The organism is Rugamonas aquatica (genome assembly GCF_009380215.1).
GTDB lineage: Bacteria > Pseudomonadota > Gammaproteobacteria > Burkholderiales > Burkholderiaceae_D > Rugamonas > Rugamonas aquatica_B.
Genome location: NZ_WHUG01000004.1, coordinates 504,029 through 527,184, shown reverse-complemented (window position 1 = coordinate 527,184; position 23,156 = coordinate 504,029). Strand labels below are relative to the sequence as shown.

The 23,156-nt window shown below is 65.0% G+C and carries 21 protein-coding genes and 3 tRNA genes; 11 read left to right on the top strand and 13 right to left on the bottom strand.

All coding sequences use genetic code 11. The features are described 5' to 3' along the window. Positions 1-126: 126 nt before the first annotated feature. Complete coding sequence (locus tag GEV02_RS13740; RefSeq protein WP_152838477.1) at positions 127-1,005, bottom strand: class I SAM-dependent methyltransferase; 879 nt, start codon at positions 1,003-1,005, stop codon at positions 127-129. Further along, the gene (locus GEV02_RS13735; protein WP_152838476.1) at positions 1,005-2,150 is read right to left on the bottom strand and encodes an alpha-hydroxy acid oxidase; all 1,146 of its coding nucleotides are present in this window, start codon (positions 2,148-2,150) and stop codon (positions 1,005-1,007) included. Before GEV02_RS13735 ends, GEV02_RS13740 begins: the two co-directional genes overlap by 1 nt. Before the next feature lie 83 nt (positions 2,151-2,233). On the opposite strand from GEV02_RS13735, the gene GEV02_RS13730 reads away from it, so the two are divergent. Then, positions 2,234-2,434, top strand: coding sequence for an entry exclusion lipoprotein TrbK (locus tag GEV02_RS13730; protein WP_152838475.1), 201 nt, complete (start codon positions 2,234-2,236; stop codon positions 2,432-2,434). Between the two features lie 61 nt (positions 2,435-2,495). Here the strand turns inward: GEV02_RS13730 and GEV02_RS13725 are convergent. The 5 genes from GEV02_RS13725 to GEV02_RS13705 all read right to left on the bottom strand — a co-directional run bounded on the left by GEV02_RS13725 (position 2,496) and on the right by GEV02_RS13705 (position 4,287). Beyond that, positions 2,496-2,572, bottom strand: a tRNA-Arg gene (locus tag GEV02_RS13725). Positions 2,573-2,661: 89 nt separating this feature from the next. After that, positions 2,662-3,366 carry a PEP-CTERM sorting domain-containing protein gene (locus tag GEV02_RS13720; protein WP_235922760.1) on the bottom strand — a complete coding sequence of 235 codons (705 nt, stop codon included), beginning with the start codon at positions 3,364-3,366 and terminating at the stop codon, positions 2,662-2,664. Positions 3,367-3,579: 213 nt separating this feature from the next. After that, positions 3,580-3,656, bottom strand: a tRNA-Arg gene (locus GEV02_RS13715). A 136-nt stretch (positions 3,657-3,792) separates the two neighbouring features. After that, positions 3,793-3,869: transfer RNA gene (locus GEV02_RS13710), tRNA-Arg, on the bottom strand. A gap of 190 nt (positions 3,870-4,059) precedes the next feature. Next, the gene (locus GEV02_RS13705) at positions 4,060-4,287 is read right to left on the bottom strand and encodes a hypothetical protein (RefSeq protein ID WP_152838474.1); all 228 of its coding nucleotides are present in this window, start codon (positions 4,285-4,287) and stop codon (positions 4,060-4,062) included. A gap of 318 nt (positions 4,288-4,605) precedes the next feature. Between GEV02_RS13705 and GEV02_RS13700 the strand changes: the two genes are divergently transcribed. The 3 genes from GEV02_RS13700 (at position 4,606) to GEV02_RS13690 (ending at position 9,021) form a co-directional block, all read left to right on the top strand. Then, positions 4,606-5,433: a response regulator gene (locus GEV02_RS13700; protein ID WP_152838473.1), complete on the top strand. Its 828-nt coding sequence runs from the start codon at positions 4,606-4,608 to the stop codon at positions 5,431-5,433. Between the two features lie 125 nt (positions 5,434-5,558). Continuing rightward, entirely contained in the window at positions 5,559-7,784 is a 2,226-nt protein-coding gene (locus tag GEV02_RS13695; protein ID WP_152838472.1) for a PAS domain-containing hybrid sensor histidine kinase/response regulator, read from the top strand. 262 nt (positions 7,785-8,046) lie between these two features. Next, complete coding sequence (locus tag GEV02_RS13690; RefSeq protein ID WP_152838471.1) at positions 8,047-9,021, top strand: diguanylate cyclase domain-containing protein; 975 nt, start codon at positions 8,047-8,049, stop codon at positions 9,019-9,021. 31 nt (positions 9,022-9,052) lie between these two features. Here the strand turns inward: GEV02_RS13690 and GEV02_RS13685 are convergent, their stop codons facing one another. Next, positions 9,053-9,442 (bottom strand): hypothetical protein, encoded by a 390-nt coding sequence (locus tag GEV02_RS13685; protein WP_152838470.1) that lies wholly within the window; start codon positions 9,440-9,442, stop codon positions 9,053-9,055. A gap of 226 nt (positions 9,443-9,668) precedes the next feature. Here GEV02_RS13685 and GEV02_RS13680 point away from each other — a divergent pair, with 226 nt between their 5' ends. Both GEV02_RS13680 and GEV02_RS13675 read left to right on the top strand, forming a co-directional pair. Continuing rightward, positions 9,669-11,291, top strand: coding sequence for a response regulator (locus GEV02_RS13680; protein ID WP_328595810.1), 1,623 nt, complete (start codon positions 9,669-9,671; stop codon positions 11,289-11,291). 71 nt (positions 11,292-11,362) lie between these two features. Continuing rightward, positions 11,363-12,082, top strand: coding sequence for a sensor histidine kinase (locus GEV02_RS13675; RefSeq protein WP_152838469.1), 720 nt, complete (start codon positions 11,363-11,365; stop codon positions 12,080-12,082). Position 12,083: 1 nt separating this feature from the next. On the opposite strand, the gene GEV02_RS13670 is transcribed toward GEV02_RS13675, so the two are convergent. From GEV02_RS13670 to GEV02_RS13660, 3 genes are all read right to left on the bottom strand, one after another. Then, complete coding sequence (locus GEV02_RS13670; RefSeq protein ID WP_152838468.1) at positions 12,084-13,397, bottom strand: NAD(P)/FAD-dependent oxidoreductase; 1,314 nt, start codon at positions 13,395-13,397, stop codon at positions 12,084-12,086. Between the two features lie 33 nt (positions 13,398-13,430). After that, on the bottom strand, positions 13,431-13,904 hold the full coding sequence (locus tag GEV02_RS13665; protein ID WP_152838467.1) for a hypothetical protein: 474 nt from the start codon (positions 13,902-13,904) through the stop codon (positions 13,431-13,433). A gap of 110 nt (positions 13,905-14,014) precedes the next feature. Then, positions 14,015-14,770, bottom strand: coding sequence for a transporter (locus GEV02_RS13660; protein ID WP_152838466.1), 756 nt, complete (start codon positions 14,768-14,770; stop codon positions 14,015-14,017). A gap of 108 nt (positions 14,771-14,878) precedes the next feature. Here GEV02_RS13660 and GEV02_RS13655 point away from each other — a divergent pair, with 108 nt between their 5' ends. Genes GEV02_RS13655 through GEV02_RS13640 form a run of 4 tightly spaced genes read left to right on the top strand, consistent with a single transcriptional unit; the run spans position 14,879 to position 19,447 of the window. Beyond that, positions 14,879-15,313, top strand: coding sequence for a MarR family winged helix-turn-helix transcriptional regulator (locus GEV02_RS13655; protein WP_152838465.1), 435 nt, complete (start codon positions 14,879-14,881; stop codon positions 15,311-15,313). Further along, positions 15,310-16,827 (top strand): MDR family MFS transporter, encoded by a 1,518-nt coding sequence (locus GEV02_RS13650; protein ID WP_152838464.1) that lies wholly within the window; start codon positions 15,310-15,312, stop codon positions 16,825-16,827. Before GEV02_RS13655 ends, GEV02_RS13650 begins: the two co-directional genes overlap by 4 nt. A 23-nt stretch (positions 16,828-16,850) precedes the next feature. Beyond that, complete coding sequence (locus GEV02_RS13645) at positions 16,851-18,284, top strand: efflux transporter outer membrane subunit (protein WP_152838463.1); 1,434 nt, start codon at positions 16,851-16,853, stop codon at positions 18,282-18,284. A 14-nt stretch (positions 18,285-18,298) separates the two neighbouring features. Next, on the top strand, positions 18,299-19,447 hold the full coding sequence (locus GEV02_RS13640) for an HlyD family secretion protein (protein WP_152838462.1): 1,149 nt from the start codon (positions 18,299-18,301) through the stop codon (positions 19,445-19,447). Between the two features lie 87 nt (positions 19,448-19,534). On the opposite strand, the gene GEV02_RS13635 is transcribed toward GEV02_RS13640, so the two are convergent. Together GEV02_RS13635 and GEV02_RS13630 are read right to left on the bottom strand one after the other, a co-directional pair. After that, positions 19,535-21,094, bottom strand: coding sequence for a hypothetical protein (locus GEV02_RS13635; protein ID WP_328595809.1), 1,560 nt, complete (start codon positions 21,092-21,094; stop codon positions 19,535-19,537). 87 nt (positions 21,095-21,181) lie between these two features. Then, positions 21,182-21,679 (bottom strand): Lrp/AsnC ligand binding domain-containing protein, encoded by a 498-nt coding sequence (locus tag GEV02_RS13630; RefSeq protein WP_008447634.1) that lies wholly within the window; start codon positions 21,677-21,679, stop codon positions 21,182-21,184. Between the two features lie 101 nt (positions 21,680-21,780). On the opposite strand from GEV02_RS13630, the gene GEV02_RS13625 reads away from it, so the two are divergent. Next, positions 21,781-23,064 carry a D-amino acid dehydrogenase gene (locus GEV02_RS13625; protein ID WP_152807154.1) on the top strand — a complete coding sequence of 428 codons (1,284 nt, stop codon included), beginning with the start codon at positions 21,781-21,783 and terminating at the stop codon, positions 23,062-23,064. Positions 23,065-23,156 lie beyond the last annotated feature (92 nt).

Genomic DNA, 23,156 nt, shown 5'->3' with positions numbered 1-23,156 from the left:
GGTTCCACATGCGTTTTGCGCATAAGGAGACCGCCAAAATCGAGATTAGCACGCTACGATTGCCGCACGGCAAGCACTGTCATTAAATACAACGATACTAGAACAATAACTCTAATTCATCCAAATTCATTTGACATGAGCCCGCATCAGACGCGTGCCGCCGCCCAGCTGGAGGCCGTCGTTGCGGCTTGCAAGATAGCGGGCGCGCAGTTGATCGGCGCCATGGTCGGACACGTCGCCATAGCCCAGCGCGCGCAATTCGCAAGCCAGCACCTCGGGCGCGAAGAAGGAAATCCACGGCTCACCCTCGGCCTCGTACTTCTTGGCGAAGTAGGCCATGCCCATGCGCTCCATCGGATTGAGCAGCTCGGGCACAACGCCGTAGTCGAACACGATGCCGCTGCCGGACGGCAGGCCGGCGACGAAGGCCAGCGTGTCGAACACGGCGTCGTTGGTCAGGTAGAGGGTCACGCCCAGCCAGGAGAAGAACACCGGCTCATCCAGCCGGCAGCCGGCGGCCGTCAATTTGTCGGCCAGGTCGTCGCGCTCGAAATCGACCGGCACGTACTTCAGCGACGCCGGCGCGGCCACGCCGGCCTGCTCCAGCAAGCCGCGCTTCCAGCGCTGAGTGGCGGGATGGTCGACCTCGAACATGCTCAGGCCGGGGGCGGGATGGCGGTAGGCGTAGCTGTCCAGGCCGGCGCCCAGCACCACGTACTGGCGCACGCCCCGCTCCATCGCCGCCGCCAGTTCATCCTCGGCGAAGCGGCTGCGCACGGCCATCGCGGCGCGCAGCACGCGCATGATGCCGGTGTCGAATTTCTCCGGCGCGTTGCGCACCGTCTCCGCGTGCTCCGGGCCGATGACGGCCAGCGCCAGCGGATCGTCGAACACCAGCGGCTGGTCGAGCAACTGGTGGGCGGCGCGCAGCATCGCCACCGACAACGCGCTGCGGCTGGCCACGCCCTGCCGCAACAAACCCTCGCCGTGTAAGCCCTGCTTCATCAGTAGCTGCCCGGCAGCAGGATGTTTTTATCGACCTTGGTGACATCGCGCAGGCCGCAGAAAGCCATCGTCAGATCCAGCTCGTTGCGGATGATGTCCAGGCACTTGCTGACGCCCTCTTCGCCCATCGCGCCCAGGCCGTACAGGAAAGGCCGGCCGATGTAGACGCCCCTGGCGCCCAGCGCCAAGGCTTTGATGACGTCCTGGCCGGAGCGGATGCCGCCGTCCATGTGCACTTCGATCTGCTTGCCGACGACATCGACGATGCCGGGCAGCGCGCCGATCGACGATTGCGCGCCGTCCAGCTGGCGGCCGCCGTGGTTGGAAACGATCAGCGCATCGGCGCCGCTTTCCACCGCCAGCCGCGCATCTTCCGCATCCATGATGCCTTTGATAATCAGCTTGCCGCCCCAGCGCTGCTTGATCCACTCGACGTCTTTCCACGACAGGCTCAGGTCGAACTGCTGGCTGGTCCACGACGACAGCGAGGACATGTCCGACACTGACGACGCGTGGCCGACGATATTGCCGAAGCTGCGGCGCTTCGTGCCCAGCATGCCCATCACCCAGCGCGGCTTGGTCGCCATGTTGATGATGTTGGCGATGGTCAGCTTGGGTGGCGCCGACAGGCCGTTGCGCAAGTCCTTGTGGCGTTGGCCCAGCACCTGCAGGTCCAGCGTCAGCACCAGCGCCGAGCAGCGCGCGGCTTTGGCGCGGTCGATCAGGCGGTTGATGAATTCACGGTCCTTCATCACGTACAGCTGGAACCAGAAAGGCTTGCTGGTATTGGCGGCGATGTCTTCGATCGAGCAGATGCTCATGGTCGACAGGGTGAACGGCACGCCGAATTTTTCGGCGGCCTTGGCGGCCAGGATTTCGCCGTCGGCGTGCTGCATGCCGGTCAGGCCGGTGGGCGCCAGCGCGACCGGCATCGCCACGTCCTGACCGACCATGGTGCTTTTCAGCGTGCGGTTCTCCAGGTTGACGGCCACGCGCTGGCGGAATTTGATGGTCTGGAAATCGTCGACGTTGGCGCGGTAGGTCGACTCGGTCCATGAGCCGGCATCAGCATAGTCGTAGAACATGCGCGGCACGCGCTTCTGGGCCAAGACACGCAGGTCTTCAACGGTAGTGATGATGGTCATGCACACTCCTCCGGGACGATGATCGGATTATCATCGCACGAGGCCCGTGTATCATGGAAGCACTATCAAAAAAGGAATGATTTTTGAAATCTAAAACCAACGTCGTCTTCACGCTGGCCGCCGCCGCCCTGCTTGGCGTATTCGGCTATCGCAGCCTCGCGAAACAGACTCAACCTATCGAAGTCAACGCGGTCACCTGCACGCAAGAGCATATCCGCAGCGTCGGCGACGCGATGCAGCGCTCGGTATTGTCGGCGCAGTGCGCCAAGGCCGCGCAGCACTAAGCGCAGGCACAAAGAAAAAGGGCCTGAAGATTTCTCTTCAGGCCCTTCGTCTTACGAATTTTGGTGCGGCTGGCAGGAATTGAACCCACGACCCCTTGGTTCGTAGCCAAGTACTCTATCCAGCTGAGCTACAGCCGCGAAAGACAATATTATAGCAGGGGAAACTCAAATCCAGAAGGGGCGCGCAGAAATTTCTTGCAGCGCCCTTTTGCCGCGACTCTCGGGGGTCAGGCTTTGCGGCGTGCGAAGGCGCCGATCAGACCAAGACCTGCCAGCAGCATGCCGTAGGTGGCCGGTTCGGGAATAGGCGCGTCAGGGGTTGGGTAGATCGAGAAATGATCGAGGCTGCCGTCAAAATACGCAGTTGGCAGTCCAGGAACAAATTCCGAATTAAACTGAACGTAGGAGCTGTTAGATTCCGCAAGAAACAGCGGACCAGTAGTATCTACAGAAATGGCCTGCTGAAAGGTAAGCCCTTTGAGAAATTGCGCGGCGTGGCTGTACACCGAATAACCCATGAACATAGTGCTACCGTCTTGCAACAAGCCTTTGGTTTGACTCCTGACAGAATTACTGCCGTAAGGACCTGAACTGATCTCGATTTGTTGAGCGCCCCACTTTATCAATGGTGCGGTAAATGTGAACGTCTTACCTTTTAGAGTAATCGTATCGGTCACACTCGGCCCGGCACCGAACAGCCAATAGCGACTCTCATCTAACATATTGCTCGTCCACTCGTGGGGCGCAGTACTTACCGTCATGGACTGCGTATAGGTCAAGCCAGTGAGATCCTGACCAGCGACACCAAAAATGCCAGTGGAGTCAGTACCGCGGGTAATATGACCTGTGGCAACCAAGGTCCAGGCCTGCGCGCTGGAAGCGCAAAAGCTGAGGGCAAGAACAGATGCTGCGGCGAGAAGTTTGACGGACATGGCGAGTAGTATTCCCTGAAGTTAAGCCCTAAAGGGTCGATTGGAAACATTCCAATTTACCAAATATATTGATTTGATAATATCATGGAATTGCAAATACGACACTATTTCAAAGCAAGGGAGCTGGGGGGGGGATGCCGAATGGCGGGAGAAGATACGGATAAAGAAAAAAGGCCTGAAGATTTCTCTCCAGGCCTTTCATCTTACGAATTTTGGTGCGGCTGGCAGGAATTGAACCCACGACCCCTTGGTTCGTAGCCAAGTACTCTATCCAGCTGAGCTACAGCCGCGAAAAACAAGATTATAACAGCGTTTTCTTGTTTGGCGAAGGATTCCTTGAAGAAATTTTGCAATCTGTTTCAAGGCCTTACACTTATAGCAAAAGGGCCCGAAGATTGCTCTTCAGGCCCTTTCACTTACGAATTTTGGTGCGGCTGGCAGGAATTGAACCCACGACCCCTTGGTTCGTAGCCAAGTACTCTATCCAGCTGAGCTACAGCCGCTTAAGCAACATTATAAAGCATTAATTTCGTTTTGCAAAGTTCGATATTTTCTATCGTTTAATTGGCTCGATATCTAAAACACCGAATCAACCACTGTGCAAACTGCTTTGCTGCATCTCTTTCAGCCGGCATGCCGTTCGAAAGAAGCAGCATTATAGGGACACTCCCCCGGCTTGTCCAGCACTCTCTGTCAGGTGCCGAATTCGGCCGCCGCCTTGGCCGACCACAACGCTTCGTTATAGGAAGGATAGGGAACGCCGTAACAATCGATCTGCCCGCCCTCGCCGACAAACTTGATCCACCAGCCCGCCTGATCGTTGATGATGGCGATATCACCCTGGCGGCAAGTGCCCGCGATCTCTTCGTTTTGTTCCAGCACAACAATCTTCACCTTTCTGTGCTTCACTACCGTCGCCATTGCGCCTCCCTTTTGCGGCACCGCGCCGCTCCGCCATCCAGTGTATCCGCAGTGCGCCCCGGCGCGGTGGAAAACATGAGCATTTCACTCACAAATCCAGGTTTTTCAAGGCTTGCGGGTAGCTTCATTCATGCCAGTGATCTCGCTCATCATGAGAAAGAATTTGCTTTCCCTTGCGCGCTGCAGCATCATTCACCTGTCTCCTCTATTCTCCTCCAAGGAAATAGATTTAGCCCGCTCCTGTAGCGGGCTTTTTTTTTAGTGTACGATGCGGTCAGCTTTGCCTTCCAAGACAACATACTGACAGGTTGCCCTAGCATGACATCATCCGCCCCCGTCGCGCCACCCTCCCCCGACTGGTCGCGCACCGCCCTTGGCGATCCTGCCGGCTGGCCATTGCCGCTGCGCCTGACGGTGGACATCCTGCTCAATTCCCCCAGCGCCATGCTGCTGATGTGGGGTCCCGAACAAATCATGGTGTACAACGATGCCTACGCGGCGCTGATCGGCCTGTCGAGCCTGCGCGCGCCCGGTGGCAGCGTGCCGTCGATCCAGCCGGCCGCGTGGAGCTGGAACGGCGCCGCCATCGGCCAAGCCTGGGCTGGCGGCAGCGCCAGCTATCGCGGCGTGACCTTGCCCGCGTGGCGCAACAACGGCGTCGCCCAGTTGGCGCTGGACCTGTACTACACCCCGGTGCGCGACGCCGCCGGCCAGGTGGCCGGCGTGCTGTGCACGCTGGCAGCAGCCCAGGCCGCGCCGCTGGCCGACACCGCGCGGCCGCTGCGCATGCTGGTGGTCGAGGACAATGCCGACGCCCGCTACCTGGTGTGCGAAACGCTGCGCGCGCTCGGCCATGAAGTGCAGGCCGCCACCACCGGCGAAGACGCCCTGCCCGAACTGTCGCGCCAATGCTTCGACGTGCTGTTCACCGATGTCAGCCTGCCCGGCATGTCCGGCGTCGAGCTGGCGCGCAAGGCGCTGCAACAGACGCCGGCGCTGCAACTGCTGTTCGCCTCCGGCTACGGCGACGAGCTGACCCGCCACCTGGAATTCCCCGCCCAGTCGCTGCAAAAACCCTACGACATCGAACAGCTGCAAGCGGCGCTGGAACAGATCGCCCGGCGCATCGGCAACACCCAGGCCTGAGCGCCACCAACCGTGCGGAGCCACGGTGGGAGATGGGGCTACAATGAAGCTACCGTAAAACGTCTAGCGTTAGCCTGACGAGCCGCCGTCCGGCGGCCGCCAGCTTCGCGGCAGCTGAAGCCCACATGATTCCTCCGAACGAGCCCACCGACGCCACTCCCTCCCAGCACCCGACGGACGACGCCGCGCTCCAGACCTCTTCCAGCGTCCAGCAGGAATTGCTGAACGCCCGGGAAGCGCTGCGCCAGAGCCAGCTGGAATTGCGGGCGCTGGCCGATTCGATGCCGCAGCTGGCGTGGATTGCCGAGCAGGACGGCACCATGGTGTGGTACAACCAGCCGTGGTACGCCTACACCGGCACCACCGCAGAACAGATGAGCGGCGACGGCTGGCGCCAGGTCTATGCGCCCGATTGCGTCGGCGCCATGCAGGAACGCTGGGATCTGTCGCGCGCCACCGGCCTGCCGTTCGAACTCGAAGTGCCGATCCGCAGCGCCAACGGCGAATTCCGCTGGTTCCTCACGCGCGCCAATCCGGTGCACGACGCCGCCGGCCGCGTGCTGCGCTGGTTCGGCACCAGCACCGATGTCGACCAGGTCAAGCGCGTGCAGGAAGCGCTGCGCGACGAGACCGCCGTACTGGAGCTGGTCAACCGCACCGGCAACGCGCTGGCCTCGACCCGCGACCTGCATCCGCTGCTGCAGGAAGTGACCGACGCCGCCACCAGCATCAGCGGCGCCCGCTGCGGCGCCTTCTTCTACCACGGCGCCGACGGCCACGGCAACGCGCGCGTGCTGCACACGCTGTCCAGCTGCACCCCGCCCGGCTACGCCAGCTTCGGCCGTCCGCATGACGACGCGCTGGCCGACGGCGACCTGTGCGGCCGGGAAGCCATGCGCAGCAACGACCTGCCGGCCGACGCCCGCTACGCCAGCGACCATCCATGCCGCGCCACGCCGGCCGGCCAGCCGCCGGTGCGCAGCTATCTGGCGGTGCCGGTGGCGCTGCGTTCGGGCGTGGTGATCGGTTGCCTGTTCTTCGGCCACCCGGAGCCGGACATGTTCAGCGAGCGCACCGAGCGCATCATCGGCGGCATCGCCGCCCAGGCCGCCGTCGCGATCGACAATGCGCGCCTGTACGACGCCTCGCGCCGGGCCGCCGAGGAACGCAAGATCCTGCTCGACAGCGAACGCGAGGCCCGCGCCGACGCCGAACGCACCAGCCAGATGAAGGATGAATTCCTGGCCACGCTGTCGCACGAACTGCGCACGCCGCTGACCGCCATCCTCGGCTGGGCCCAGGTGCTGCGGCGCGGCAGCCGCGACCAGGCCGACCTGCACCGCGGCCTGCAAACCATCGAACGCAACGCCCGCGCCCAGGCCCAGCTGATCGAAGACTTGCTCGACATGAGCAGCATCGCCTCCGGCAAGGTGCGGCTGGAAATGCTGTCGCTGGCGCCGGCCGCCATCGCCGCCGCCGCCATCGACACCGTGCGCCCCGCCGCCCAGAGCAAGCAGATCCGCATCGACAAGCACTTCGACGCCGCGCCCGGCCTGGTGGCCGGCGACGCCAACCGCCTGCAGCAAGTCCTGTGGAACCTGCTGACCAACGCCATCAAGTTCACGCCGCCCGGCGGCACCATCGACGTGCACATCCGCCGCGAAGGCGACCAGATCGCCATCGCCGTGCGCGACAGCGGCATTGGCATCTCCCCCGGCTTTCTCGATCATGTGTTCGAACGCTTCCGCCAGGCCGACGCCACCACCACCCGCAAGCACGGCGGCCTGGGGCTGGGGCTGGCGATCGTCAAGCATCTGGTGGAACAGCACGGCGGCACGGTGGAGGCCGACAGCGAGGGCGAAGGCCGCGGCGCCTGCTTCACCGTGCGCCTGCCGCGCCGCCATGGCTATGACGAACCGCTGAGCACGAGCGGCGCCGGCCGCCGCGCGGCGGCGCATGACCTGTCCGGCCTGCAAGTGCTGGTGGTGGACGACGAAGACGATGCGCGCGAGCTGATCAAGCGCATCCTCAACGACTGCAACGCCGACGTGCTGACCGCCGCCACCGCGACCGAAGCGCTGACGCTGTTGCAGCATGCGCGGCCGGACCTGATGGTCAGCGACCTCGGCATGCCGGAAGTGGACGGCTACGGCCTGCTGGACCGCATCCGGGCGCTGGGGCCGGCGCGCGGCGGCGATTTGCCGGCCATCGCGCTGACCGCCTTCGCCCGTTCGGAAGACCGCATCAAGGCGCTGTCGAGCGGCTTCCTGGCGCATATTTCCAAGCCGGTCGAGCCGAATGAGCTGATCGCCAAGGTGGCGGCCATGGGAGCAACCCACCGGCACGCCTGAGCGGCGATGGCAACCGGTTAATAGCCGTGAACATTATTGCCACACGGAAATTATATTACTCCTACTTATAGACGCGGCAATGTCCTACAAGCAATCTGAAGATCACTTGATAAACTACAAAAATACGGAAAACCGGGTACAATTAATTGCCACACGGAAATACCATGTGCTTGTGTGCGCCGCAACACAGACGCCTTCGCTATGATCGTGGGACCATAAATTTCTGGCCGGAATGGCCTATTTGAGACAGACAGAGAACAATATGCCGAGCCGAGAAGAAATCCTGAACGCCAAGATACTGGTGGTGGATGACAGCGCAGACAACGTCGAACTGATGTTGGAAATCCTGCGTGAGGCCGGCTATACCGACGTCTCCTCCACCATGCTGCCGGAACAGGTCTGCCCGCTGCACCGCCAGCAATGCTACGACCTGATCCTGCTGGACCTGCAAATGCCCGGCCTGAACGGCTTCCAGGTCATGAAGGGCCTGAAGGAAATCGAACAGGGCGGCTACCTGCCGGTGCTGGCGCTGACCGCCCAGCCGAGCTTCAAGATCGCCGCGCTGGAAGCCGGTGCGCGCGACTTCATCAGCAAACCGTTCGACCTGCTGGAAGTGCACAAGCGCATCCACAACATGCTGGAAGTGCGCCTGCTGTACAAGGAGCTGGCGCAGTACAGCCGCCAGCAGCAGGAACTGGCGCTGCACGATCCGCTGACCGGCCTGCCCAACCGCCGCCTGCTGGAAGACCGCATCGCCACCGTGCTGCAACACGCCACCCGCCAGCAGAACAAGGCCGCCGTGATGTACCTGGATCTGGACGGCTTCAAGGCCATCAATGATACCCATGGCCACGCCACCGGCGACGAGATCCTGAAAATGGTGGCGCAGCGCCTGGTCGGCTGCGCGCGCGGGGAAGATACCGTGGCCCGCGTCGGCGGCGACGAGTTCGTCATCGTCATGGGCAATATCGCCCAACTGGGCGACACGCAGGAACCTGCCGCCAAGCTGATCGAGGCGGTTTCCGAACCCTACATCATCAACGGCCTGACGCTGCAACTGTCGACCAGCATCGGCATCGGCATCTATCCCGACGACGCCGACCAGGTGGCTTCGGTGATCGCGGTGGCCGACGGTGCACTATACGAAGCCAAGCGCTCGGGCAAGAACCGCTGCTGCACCGCGCAGATGACGCGCACTCCGCCGCAAGCGCACGCGATGTCGCCGACCCCGGCCTGAACAGCCGAGGCCGGGCGGAACGGCAGCGGGCCTAGTGCGCCGCCTCCTCCATCTTGCCGGCATGCTGGTGATCGTCATGCGCGTCGACTTTTTCCGGCGCCACTTCGATGCGGGTGATGCCGGCGTCGACCGACACCGGGTCGCTGGCCGGGAACGTCATCTCCAGGCCGCCATCGAGCAGGGTTTCCTTGGCCTGCTCTTCCGGCGTCTCCTGCTCATGTTCCGCCAGCGTGGTGATCGCGCTGGCCCATTTGACGAAGTCCAGGTTGGCAAGTTCGCGCACCGTGTGCACGTTGAACGCCTGTGCCAGCGCCTTGGCATCCTTGGCGCTCAGGCCGCGCAATGCGCTGGTGGGCGCGTCGGCCAGCGCGCGGAAGCTCAGGCCCAGGTACTCTTTATCCACGACGGTATCGATATTCATGATGTTTTCCTTTCGGTTGGCTAGGCCGTCACTGTCGCAGCCCGCAGCGCCGGGGTCTGTACGGAATCGAACACTTGCGCGGCGCCGTACGGCCGCGTTCGATTGGGCGGCCGCTTTTTGACATTCATTTATGCAATTGATATCATGAAATGGTGTCCATTACTCACTTCTCTGGCAGCATTAAGGCCGCGAAGATTTCGCAGTTTCAGCAGCGTGCAGAGACCCCGTGCCTAAAATAGAAAAACCCAAAATCCTGGTGGTCAACGACGATGCCAACAGCCTGTTCGCATTGACCAGTCTGCTGACGCAATGGGCGGAACAGGAATCCTATGAAGTACTGGCGGCCCGCTCGGGGCAAGAGGCACTGCGCCAGGTGCTGATGCACGACTTCGCCGTGATCCTGTTGGACGTCAACATGCCCGGCATGGACGGCTTTGAAACGGCCGAAGCGATCCACCAGCGCGCGCGCTCGGCCGACATCCCCATCATCTTCATCACCGCCTTCCTGGCCGACGAACTCGACCGGCTGAAGGCTTACCAGCGCGGCGCCGTCGACTTCCTGTTCACGCCGGTGATCCCGCAAATCCTGTACGCCAAGATCTCGGTGTTCGTGGCGCTGGCGATGAAGAACGAGGAATTGAAAAAGCAGGCCCGCCAGCTCAGCCTGCGCACCACCGAGCTGACCGCCGCCAACCAGAAGCTCACGCGCGAGATCGAGGAACGGCAATCGGCGGAGCGGCAAAACCACGCCAAGGACGAGTTCCTCGCCATGCTGGGCCACGAGCTGCGCAATCCGCTGTCGGCCATCAGCAGCGCGGCCTCGCTGATCGGCCTGCCCGGCGTATCGGCCGAGGGCGTCACGCGCGCCAAGAAAATCATCCAGCGCCAGAGCCAGCACCTGGGCCGCATCGTCGACGACTTGCTGGACCTGTCGCGCGCGATGTCGGGCAAGATCCTGCTCAACCGCGCGCCGCTGGACCTGGCGGCGCTGGTCGCGGCCTCGCTGGAAACCTACCGCGCCACCGGCCGCAGCGCCGACTACCAGCTGGTGCAAGACCTCGACCAGGGCTGGATCGACGGCGACGCCACCCGGCTGGAACAGATCACCAGCAACCTGATCGACAACGCGCTCAAATACACGCCGCCCGGCGGCCGCATCGAAGTGCGCACCTGGACCGAGAACGATGACGTCGTGCTCAGCGTGCGCGACACCGGCGTCGGCATCGCCGCCGACCTGCTGCCGCATGTGTTCGACGTGTTCGTGCAAGGCTCCAGCACGCTGGACCGTTCGCAGGGCGGGCTCGGCATCGGCCTGTCGCTGGTGCGCCGCCTGGCCGACCTGCATGGCGGCGCCGTCACCGCGGAAAGCAAGGGCCCCGGCGGCGGCAGCACCTTCACGCTGCGCCTGCCGCGCATCGAGCACCAGGTGGCGCCGGCGCCGCTGCCGGCCGAGACCGGCGGCGAACAGGGCATGCCCAGCGTGCTGCTGATCGAAGACAACGACGACGGCCGCGAGATGATGACCATGATGCTCAGCTGTTACGGCTACGACGTGCGGTCGGCGGCCGACGGCCACGAAGGCGTGGCCGCCGCCTTGCGCAGCCGGCCGGACGTGGCGCTGGTCGACATCGGCCTGCCCGGCATCGACGGCTACGAGGTCGCGCGCCGCCTGCGCGCCGATCCCGCCACCGCCGGCATCCGCCTGATCGCGCTGACCGGCTACGGCCTGGCCGACGATCTGCGGCGCGTGATGGAAGCCGGTTTCGACCGCCATCTGGTCAAGCCGGTCGACATCGACCAGTTGATGGAAGTGATAGGCGCCTGCGTGCCCATGCCCGTCAAGCAGTGACCGCTTGCCAGAGTGCGCCATGACTTGCAAAGCTCGGGTATGATCCGCAAAAGTCCGCCCAGAGAGAAACCATGTCGCCACAAGAACAGCACCAAGAACACCATCAGCAGGACAGCCTGCGCAGCGCCGACCTGAGCGACCTGCTCGGCCACGTCCACACCTGCTGGGATAACGAACGGCGCTCGCTGTCGCGCCAGCTGCACGACAGCCTGGGCTCGTCGCTGACGGCGCTGACCATGCACCTGGGCCTGCTGATGCAGAAAATGCCGCAGGAGCCGGCCCTGCAAGACCGCGCCGCCCACATGAAGCAGCTGCTGCTGCAAATCGTCGAAACCAACCGCCAGATGCAGATCAAGCTGTGGAACGACAAGCTCGAATTCCTCGGCGTGCGCGTGGCGCTGGGCGAGGCGGTCGAACAGTTCGGCCAGCAGCACAAGATCGCCGCCCGCTGCAGCCTGCCCGAAGACGAACTGAGCTGCCCGCGCAGCCACGGCATCGTGCTGCTGCACACGCTGGAGGAAGCGCTGCGCAACATCATCGCGCACGCGCAGGCGACCGAGGTCGACGTCATCGTCGACGATAACGAAGACGAAGTCATGCTGACGGTCAAGGATAACGGCGTCGGCCTGTCCGGGCCGGTGGCGGCCGCGCTGGAGAGTATCGGCGACAAGTTCGGCCTGCGCACGGCGCGCGAACGGGCCGCCTACCTGGGCGGCACGCTGACGCTGTCGGCCGGCGCCGAACACGGCGTCACGCTGACGATGGTCTTGCCCAAGCCGGCGGCAAGCTGAGCTAGTGCAGCTTGACCAGCGGCGTGCTGCGCTTGATGAGGAAGCGCGCCAGCGCCAGCACGGCGGTGCGCACCGTGCCGAGCACGGCGCGGTGGTGCATCAGGTGCAGGCTCACGTACATCAGCCGCGCCACCATGCCGTCGACGAACCAGCTTAAGCCCTTCAACGATCCCATCAGGCTGCCCACCGACGTGGTCTGGCCGAACGACACCAGCGAACCGTAATCGCGGTAGACGTAGGGCCGCTGCTGCGGCGGCCTGCCCTGCTGCCGGCGCAGCAAGTGCGCGGCCAGGTAATCGGCCTGCTGGTGCGCGGCCTGCGCGCGCGGCGGCACCAGCTTGCCGTCCGGCCCGGCGCAGGCGGCGCAATCACCCAGCGCGTAAATGCCGGCATGGCCTTTGACGGCCAGGCGGGCGTCGACATCGAGCTGGCCCGACTTCACCGTCGGCAAGCCCAGCTGCGCGAGGAAATCCGGCGCCTTGATGCCGGCCGCCCACACCACGATCTGCGCCGGATAGACGGTATCGCCCGCCGTGACGGCGTCGGCGCCGATGGCCGTGACGCGGGTATCGGTGACGACCTTGACGGCGCGCTGGTGCAGCAGTTCCAGCGCCGCCGTCGACACCTTCTCCGGCAACGGCGCCAGGATGCGCGGCGCGCCTTCCAGCAGCGTGATGCGCACGTCGCGCTCGGCCTTCAATTGCCGGAAGCCGTAGGCGGCATAGACGCCGCTGGCCTCGCGCAGTTCCGCCGCCAGCTCGACGCCGGTGGCGCCGCCGCCGATGATGACGATGTCGACGCCGGCCTCGGGGCGCGTGCTCTTCTGCAGCTCGGCTTGCGTCAGCAGCTTGAGCAGCGTCAGGCGGAAGCGCTCGGCGTCCTCGGTGGCGTTCAGGGAGATGGTGTGCTCGGCCGCGCCGGGCACGCCGAAATAATTGGAGGTGCTGCCGACCGCCAGCACCAGCGATTCATAGCCGATGCGCCGCTCGGGCAGCACTTGTTCGCGCCGCGCGTGGTCGTCGCTGTCGCCGCTGTAGATGGCGCCGACGGTCAATTGCCGCTGCGCCGCGTCGAGCGCGAGCATCGGCCCGTAGACAAAGGTGAAGCCGTTATCGTGCGCCAGCATCTGGTAGGACAAGCCTTCCTGATGCACGTCCAGCGTGCCGGCCGCCACTTCGTGCAGCGACGGTTTCCAGATGTGGAACAGGCGGCTGTCGACCAGCGTGACCGCCTGCGGCCCCAGTTTGCGGCCGAGTTTGCAAGCGAGCTCCAGCCCGCCTGCCCCGCCGCCTACGATCAAGATTTTGCTCTGCAAACGTGTCTCCTGCAGGCGACTGGCGCCGCGTGGTCAGTCCTTGTTGTGGCCGTTGCCATGGCCTTTGCCGTGGCCCTTGCCGTGGTCGTCGTCATGGCGGTCGTCGCGACGGTCATCGCGGCGTTCGTCCCGGCGCTCATCGTGGCGGCCTTCGCGATAGGCATCGCCATGACGCTCGCGATAGCGCGGCACGTATTGGTTCTGGTACCAGCCATCCTGGACGAAATACACGCGCTGGCCGCAGGCGTTGTAGGCGCGGCAGTGTTTATCCCAGTGCTTGGCATGGCCGGGCGGCACGCGCAGGTAGATAGGCGCGGTCTCGACGTAGCGCACCGGGCGCTGGACCAGCACCGGCTCGCGATAAATCAGCTGCGGACGCGGATAGTCGCCGATGTCGAGGCGGCCGTAGAAGCCGGGCTGGCCTATGCTGATGGAAACGCCGACATCCTGGGCGTACGCTGCGGAGGACAACGCCAGCAAGCTGGCGGCAAGGATCTTGGCTTTCATGGTTGCCTTCTTTTCTTGTAATCGTGGCTGAGCGAACTTGCTCACTTGAAAGCCTACCAAACCTTGCGGCGACTATCCGTACGCTAGCGTACACAATGCGCCACAATCACTTACCATAGTTGCGCCAACGGCAACACCACGCCGCTGAAGAAAGCCCAGTCCGGCGATGCGTGGTTCAATCCATGGGCCATGCCGAAGTCCACCGTCATCCGCTTGCTCGGACTGTAACTGAAGGCCATCAGCACTTGCGCGGTGCTGTCGGCGCCGCTGCGGCGCGTGCCCGACCATTCGCCGGTCACGCCCCAGCGCTCGTTGAGCGGCGTCGAAAACGAGGCCGACAGACCGGTCTGGGTCCGGCCCGTGCCGGCGTCATGCGCGCCCAGGCGGGTGGCGTTGAGGTTGGCGTCCATGTGCACGCTGCCCATGTCCTGGCTGTAGATGCCGTTCAGGCTGTAGTCGGCGCGGCCGCTGCCGATGCTGTCCTTGGCGGTGGGCGCCTTGGCGCCCAGCTCCAGGCCCAGTGCGCTGCCCTCATCGATGATAAAGGCGCGCTTCAGCACGAACAGCGTATCGCCGATGCCGCGCGCGCGGCCGCCATTGCCGTCCGGTGTGGACACCAAGCCTTCGCCGCTCATCACCACGCCCCATTGTTCGTTGAAGCCCAGCTTCAGCGCATACGGCAGGCTGTTGCGGCGGCCGTCGTCGGACTTGCTGCTCAAGCCGCCCAGCTCCAGCTCCAGCTGTCCGGCCGCAGGCAGTTGCGCCGGGCTGGAGACCGAGGGACGGTAAGGCGTGATGGGCGGCCCCTCCTGGGCCTGGCACAGCAGCGGCAGCAGAGTGAGGGCGGCGGCGAGATAAGGTTTCATGGCGACTCCTGGTTAGGCTATATCGCCAGCGTAGCACGTCCCTTGCTGAAGAGAAAATGCACGTGCTAGAATAATGGTTCGAGACCTAACCATTAGTGTATGAATAATATGTCTTCTATCGAAGAGCGTTTCTCCGCCGCGCTGCACGGCACCGCCCGCGCCTGGCGCGTGGCCATCGACCGCCGCCTCAAGCACCTGGGCATCAGCCAGGCCAGCTGGATGGCGATCGCCTACACCGCCAAGGAAAAGGAACCGCCGTCGCAGACCCGGCTGGCGGCGCGCGTCGGCGTCGAAGACCCGACCATGGTCGCCACCATCGACCGCCTGGTCAAGGCCGGCTACATGCTGCGCACGCCGTCGGAAACCGACCGCCGCGTCAAGCTGGTCAGCCTGACCGACCAGGGCCGGGAGATCTATCAGACCGTGTGGTCCGAAGCCTCCACCGTGCGCCGCGAGCTGCTGGGCAACGCCGATCCGGCCGTGCTGCGCATCGCCACCGAATTCCTGGAGACGCTGCTGACCGACCTGGAATCGCGTCCATGAGCGCAGCCGGAGGCGAGATCAACCGCCCCATGATTACGCTGTCGATCATGCTGGCGACCATCATCCAGGCGCTCGACGGCACCATTGCCAACGTCGCACTGCCGCACATGCAGGGCAGCCTGTCGGCCTCGCAGGACCAGATCACCTGGGTGCTGACCTCCTTCATCGTCGCCGCCGCCATCGCCACGCCGCTGACCGGCTGGCTGTGCGACCGCTACGGCCAGAAGAACATCTTTCTGACGGCGGTGGCCGGCTTCACCGTGGCCTCGGTGCTGTGCGGCTTGTCCGGCTCGCTGGCCGAGATCGTCGCCGCGCGCCTGCTGCAGGGCGTGTTCGGCGCCGCGCTGGTGCCGCTGTCGCAGGCCACGCTGCTCGACATCAATCCGCGCGAGAAGCACGGTTCGGCCATGGCGGTATGGGGCATGGGCGTGATGATCGGCCCCATCCTCGGCCCCACGCTGGGCGGCTGGCTGACCGACAGCTACAACTGGCGCTGGGTGTTCTTCATCAACGTGCCGGTGGGCGCGCTGGCCTTCTACGGCATCTGGCGCTACATCCGTCCGGTGCCGGGCGCGCGCAAGATGAGCTTCGACGCCTTCGGCTTCGCCACGCTCAGCCTGTCGATCGGCGCGCTGCAGATGCTGCTCGACCGCGGCGAACAGAACGACTGGTTCGCCGCCACCGAGACCTGGGTGGAAGCGGTGGTGCTGGCGCTCAGCCTGGCCTACTTTATCGCGCACACGGCGCTGCGGCCGGCCGGCAAATCCTTCTTCGACTACCGGCTGCTGAAGAACTCCAACTATGTCAGCGGGCTGCTGTTCATCTTCATCGTCGGCCTGGTGCTGTTCGCCACGCGCGCGCTGACGCCGTCGATGCTGCAAAGCCTGATGGGTTATCCGGCCGCCGTCGCCGGCCTGGTGACGGCGCCCAGCGGCATCGGCACCATGATCGCGATGATGCTGGTGGGCCGGCTGGTCGGCAAGTTCGACCTGCGCCTGCTGCTGGGCATAGGCTTCGCCATCACCGCCTTCTCGCTGTGGCAGATGACGCGCTACACGCTGGTGCTATCGCGCAGCGACATCGTCTGGCCCGGCGTGATCCAGGGCCTGGGACTGGGGCTGGTGTTCGTGCCGCTGAGCGCCGCCACCTTCGCCACGCTGTCGCCGGAGATGCGCGCCGAAGGCACGGCCATCTACAGCCTGATACGCAATATCGGCAGCTCGATCGGCATCGCGCTGGTGCAGACGCTGCTGGTGCGGAACACGCAGGCCATGCACGCCACGCTGACCGAGAAGATCACCACCGTCAATCCCTCGCTGCTGGAGAACGTCGCCACGCCGGAAGCGGCGGCCGCGCTGAACGGGGAGATCACCCGCCAGGCGTCGATGATCTCGTACGTGGACGACTTCTGGCTGATGATGATTTTGACGCTGTGCGTGATACCGCTGCTGCTGTTGATACGCCCGCCCGCCAAACAGGCGGCGCCGGTGGTCGACCACGCCGCCATGGAGTGAAGATGAAACGAATGGAACCTCAAATGAAAAAAGCCTCCCTGCCGCTGGCGGCGGCCCTGGCCCTGGTGCTGGCCGGCTGCGCCCACGTCACGCCGGACATGCATCCACCGGTACGGCGCGACATCGCCAACGCCGAACTCTCGGCCGGCATCAAGCTGGCCCACGAAGGCTGGCCCGAAGCCCAGTGGTGGACCGCCTACCACGACGAGCAGCTGAACGCGCTGATTAAACAAGCCCTGGCCGCCGGCCCGACGCTGGACGTGGCGGCCGCGCAGATCGGCAGCGCGCGTTCGGCGCTGTCACGCACCGCGGCCGATATCGGCGTCGACGTCAGCGGCTACGCCGGCGCCAACCGCCAGCGCTACTCCGGCACCGGCCTGTTCCCCGAGCCGATAGGCGGCTCCTGGTTCAGCGCCGAAACGCTGCGCCTCGACGCCCGCTACAACTTCGACTGGTGGGGCAAGAACCGCGCGCAGGTGGCCGCCGCCGTCGGTGAGCTCAACGCCGGCCGCGCCGAATACGCCGAAGCGGAACGGGCGCTGGCCGCCGCCATCGCGCAAAGCTACTTCCGCCTGCAGGGCGCGTGGGCGCGCCTGGCCAATGCCGATCAACTGGCCGCCACCCAGGCCGCGCTGGTGCAGGACAAGGCCAAACGCATCCGCGCCGGCCTGGCCGTCGCCGACGACCAGCGCGCAGCCGAAACGGAACTGAGCCTGATCCGCAAACAGCAGGCGCAGCTCAAGTCCGACATCGGCCGCGAACGCGAAGCCTTGCGCGCATTGGCCGGCGCCGGCAGCGATGCGCTGGCCGATCTCAAACCGCAGCCGCTGGGCAGCGCGGCGCACGCCCTGCCCGCCCGCCTCGGCATGGAGCTGCTGGCGCGCCGGCCGGACCTGCAGGCGGCGCGCTGGAAGCTGGAGGCCTCGCTCAGCAAGATAGACGCGGCCAGGGCGGCGTTCTATCCCGACGTGAATCTGACTGGCTCCATCGGCCTGGACACCGTCAAGCTGGAGAACCTGCTGCAAGCGGCCAGCCGCACGCTGTACATCGGCCCGACGCTGACGCTGCCGCTGTTCGACAGCAAGCGCCTCGACGCGCAGCTGGACGGCGCCCGCGCCCACCGCAACGAACGCATCGCCGAATACAACCAGGCGGTGATCGACGCCGTGCGCGAGGTCGCGCAGGACGGCGTGCAGTTGCAGGGCATCGAGCAGCAGATCGTGCAGCAATCGGCGGCGACCGGATCGGCGCGCGCGCAGATGGCGTCGGCGCAGGCGCGGCTCGATCGCGGCCTGGCCGACCATGCAAGCGTGCTGACGGCGCAACTGGCGCTGCTCAAGCAGCGCGACGCCGACCTCTATCTGCAGCAGGTGCAGCTGCTGGCCGAAGTGGCCTTGAACCATGCGCTGGGCGGCGGATATCGCGAAGAAGCGCCCATCGCCACAGCCTCCAAATAAACCGGGAATCCATCATGAGCACTGACACCACCAAACCCAACGACCGCAAACGCAAGACCGTGCTGGCCGCGATCACGCTGCTGTTCATCGCCGCCGGCGCGGCCTACGCCATCTACTACAAGGCCGTACTGGCCAACGAACAGGAAACCGACAACGCCTACGTGGGCGGCAACCTGGTCAACCTGTCGTCGCAGGTGACGGGCAACGTCACCGAAATCCGCGCCGACGAAACGCAGATGGTGCAAGCCGGCGCCACGCTGATAAAACTCGATGCGGCCGATGCCGATGTCGCGCTGAGCCAGGCCGACGCCCGCCTCGGCGCCGCCGTGCGCCAGCAGCGCCAGCGCTACGCCGACGTTGCGCAGTACGACGCCACGGTCGCGCTGCGCAAGCTGCAACTGAAAACCGCCGAGGACGACCTGGCCCGCCGCAAGCCGCTGGCGGCCGACCACACGGTGTCGGACGAGGAAGTCGAGCATGCGCGCCAGGCCGTCGACAGCGCGCGCGCCGCGATGGCGGTGGCGTCCCGGCAGACCGAGGCCGCGCAGGCCGGCGTCGCGGGCGTGCCGGTGGACCAGCATCCGGCGGTGCAGGCGGCCAGGGCGGACTATGTGCAGGCATGGCTGGCGGCGCGCCGCAACACCATCGTCGCGCCGGTGTCGGGCTATGTGGCCAAGCGCAGCGTGCAGATCGGCGCGCGCGCCACGCCGGGCAGCTCGCTGCTGTCCATCGTGCCGCTGGACCAGTTGTGGGTGGACGCCAACTTCAAGGAATCGGAGCTGCGCAATATCCGCGTCGGCCAGAGCGCGAAGATCGAGGCCGATATGTATGGCAGCAAGGTCGCCTTCCACGGCAAGGTGATCGGACTGTCGGCCGGCACGGGCAGCGCGTTCTCGCTGCTGCCGGCGCAGAACGCCAGCGGCAACTGGATCAAGGTGGTGCAGCGGCTGCCGGTGCGGATCGCGCTGGATCCCAAGGAGCTGGCCGCGCATCCGCTGCGCATCGGCCTGTCGACCACGGTGACGGTGGACATCAGCAAGACCGATGGCCCGATGCTGGGCGCGGCGATGCCGCAGGCGCCGGTCTACAGCACGCAGACGCTGACGCAACCGCTGCAGCAAGCCGCCACCGCTGCCGCCGCCATCATCGCCCGCAACCTCTAACCCACGTCATTCCCGCGCACGCGGGAATCCATACTGAGCCAACTTCGGACGCGCCCTATGGATTCCCGCTTTCGCGGGAATGACAAACTATTTGCCCAGCTCGGCGTCGAGCTGGCGGATCGCGGCCTGCGCCTGGGTGATGACGCGGTCGGCGATGCGCTGGCGCATGCCGGGCACGCGGCCGGCCGCTTCCGCTTCCAGCAGCAAGGGCGTCAAGAGCTGAAGCGCCGAGTCGTGGAAGCCTTGCGCCACCTGGTCCAGCTGCGTGTTGAAACTCTGCTCGGCCGCCTGCAGCTGCTTGCGCAGTTCAGCCTCGAAGGCCGCGCGCTTGTCGCGGATTTCCGTGCGTTTGCGCTTGCCGCCGTCGCTGAACCATTTGAACGCGCCGGCCAGCAGCACCGCGCCGCCGACAAACGGCGCTACCGGCGCCACCACCGGCAGCACCACCGCCGCGCCGATCAGATAAGCCGCCGTGCCGGTGCCGGCCGCCACCACCGCCCCGCTCATCAGGGTGACATTGGCCGCCGTGTCCACGCTGTTGACGATGCGCGTGCCCACCCGCAGCCGGGGCATCAGCTTGGCCAGCGTCGAATGGTGCTGACGCTGGAACACCGACGATTGATTCAGCCGCATCGCCTGCTGGAACAGCCGCAAGTCTTCCTGCATCAGGTGCAGCGCCTGCTCCTTGCGGCGCACGATGCGGTCCAGCCGCCGCTCCATCTCCTGCCCGAACTGCTGGCGGCCCATGCTGGCCCACACATCCTCGTCTTTCCACTGGTCGGTGTTGAGGCGGTCGGTGATCTCCAGTTCGATGGCGTTGCCGGCGTCGTGCACGGCGTCGTCGATTTCTTCCAGCAGCAGGCGGCGCTCGTAGGCGATGCGCTGGTCCACCAGCGTCAGGCGCTGCAGCACCTGGTTCTTCAAGTCGTTGGCGGCGCTGACCAGCGTGGCGGCCATAGCCTCCCCCACCGACAGCATGCGCGCCTGTTCCAGATAAACGTTGATGTCGTGCGCGATGGCGGCCGTGGTGCTGCCCACCAGTTCGCGCAGCTGAACATGGTCGATATCGCCGGACTGGAAATTGCGCGCGTGTTCGACCAGCACCGGCTGGCCCGTATGGCGGCCGAAGTCGGCCACGGCGTCGGCCAGCGAGCGGCCGCGCACCAGGCGGCGCGCCTGCTCGCCCAGGTTGGCGAGGATGCCGCGCTCTTCGGCCTGCGGCAGCCGGTTCAGGTCTTCCAGCGACAGCTTGGCCGACAGGGCCTTGGCCAGGCGCTGCGCCAGCGGACGGGCGTCGGCGCCGTGCAGCGCCAGCAGCGGGATGGTCATGCTGAGGGCGTTTTCGCGCGCGGCCTGGTCGATGCCGCCGCAACTGCGGCTCAGCGCATTGAGCGCCCAGTCCACGTCCACGCCGGACTCGATGGCGTTCAGCACCAATGCGGTGAAGACTGCGGAGGATTTGCCGTCGCCGGCGATGTCGGTGACTGCGGCGAACTGGGCCAGCGTCAAGCTGCCCTCGTTGCCGGCGATGGCGCCGACCGCGCGCGCGTAGGCCGAGCTGAAGCTCTGGTCGCTGGACATGTGCTCGTCCAGCGTATGCACGCTGACCACATGGGTGCTGCCTGGAGTACCGTGTTGATTGTTCACACTTGCTCCACTTCGTAAATAATGCCGTTATGGCATTTTAACTGAAGCGGCGGAATTGCTGCGTTAGCTGGCGAACGGCCAGGCGGCTCAACCTGGCGATACCTCGGTCGACAGGATCAGCGTCTCCTTGATCTCCTCCATGACGACATAGCTTTTCGACTGCGCCGCCCCAGGCAAGCTGAGCAGCATATCGCCCAGCAGCTTGCGGTACTCGGCCATCTCGTGGATGCGCGCCTTGATCAGGTAGTCGAAGTCACCCGACACCAGATGGCACTCCTGCACCTCCGGTATGCGCAGCACCTCGCGCCGGAACTGCTCGAACACCGGCCCGGACTTCTGGTTCAGCGTGATCTCCACAAACACCAGCAGCTTGGCCCCCAGCGCCGGCGGATCGATGCGCGCGTGGTAGCCGGTGATCACCCCGTCGCGCTCCATGCGCTTGACCCGCTCGATGGCCGGCGTGATCGACAAGCCCACCTGCTCGCTCAAGTCCTTCATCGAGATCCGCCCATCCTCCTGCAGGATGCGCAATATCTTTCTGTCCAGTTTGTCGAGGCTGCGGACCGATTCCTTTTGAATTCGCATGAAAATCCACTGAATTTATCAAGTTATACAGTAACAAATACTAGTGATACAAGCATACCATAGCGGAATATCTGGTATTCAATAATATTCGGGGGACTGTCATGCGCGTTGTAATCTTGGGTAGCGGTGTTATCGGCGTCACCAGCGCCTATTATCTGGCGCAGGCCGGCCACGACGTGACCGTACTCGACCGCCAGCCCGGCCCTGCGCTGGAAACCAGCTTCGCCAACGCCGGCCAGATCTCCCCCGGCTACGCCTCCCCATGGGCCGCGCCCGGCATCCCGCTCAAAGCGATGAAATGGATGCTGCAACGCCACGCCCCGCTGTCGATCACCCCGGACGGCACCCTGTTCCAGCTGCAATGGATGTGGCAGATGCTGCAGAACTGCAATGCCGAACGCTACGCCGTCAACAAGGAACGCATGGTGCGCCTGGCCGAGTACAGCCGCGACTGCTTCAAGGCGCTGCGCGCCGCCACCGGCATCGAATACGAAGGCCGCCAGCAAGGCACGACCCAGCTGTTCCGCACCCAGAAGCAGCTGGACGACGCCGCCAAGGACATCCAGGTGCTGGAAGAAACCGGCGTGCCGTACGAACTGCTGAACCGCGAACAACTGGTCGCCGCCGAACCCGGCCTGGACCAGAACAAGCTGGTCGGCGGCCTGCGCCTGCCCAACGATGAAACCGGCGACTGCCAACTGTTCACCACCCGCCTGACCGCGATGGCCGAACAGCTGGGCGTGAAGTTCCGCTACGGCGTCGACATCACCGGCCTGGTCAAGGCCGGCGAAGAAATCAAAGGCGTGCAGTGCGGCGCCGAGCTGGTGACGGCCGACTCCTACGTGGTCGCGCTGGGCGCCTACTCGACCAGCCTGCTCAAAGACCTGGTCAAGATTCCGGTCTACCCGCTGAAGGGCTACTCGATCACCGTGCCTATCGTGAACGCCTCGGCCGCACCGGTGTCGACCATTCTGGACGAAACCTACAAGATCGCCGTCACCCGTTTCGACGACCGCATCCGCGTCGGCGGCATGGCTGAGATCGCGGGCTTCGACACGCGCCTGAACCCGCGCCGCCGCGAAACGCTGGAGATGGTGGTCAACGACCTGTTCCCAGGCGCCGGCGACACCGCCTCGGCCAGCTTCTGGACCGGCCTGCGTCCGATGACGCCGGACGGCACGCCGGTCGTCGGCCGCACCGGCCTGCGCAACCTGTTCATCAACACCGGCCACGGCACGCTGGGCTGGACCATGTCCTGCGGCTCGGCTCAGCTGTTGTCCGACCTGATCTCGGCGCGCCGTCCGGCCATCCTGTCCGACGACCTGTCCGTCAGCCGTTACAGCCGCGACACCGGCGCGCGCCGTCCGCAGCTGGCCAACGCCTGATACCGCTTGACGCTTCCCCCCGCGCGCGGCCCCTGATACGGCGCCGCGCGCGGCTCCCCATGCGCCGCGCCGCCGCTTTTACCCCCACACTG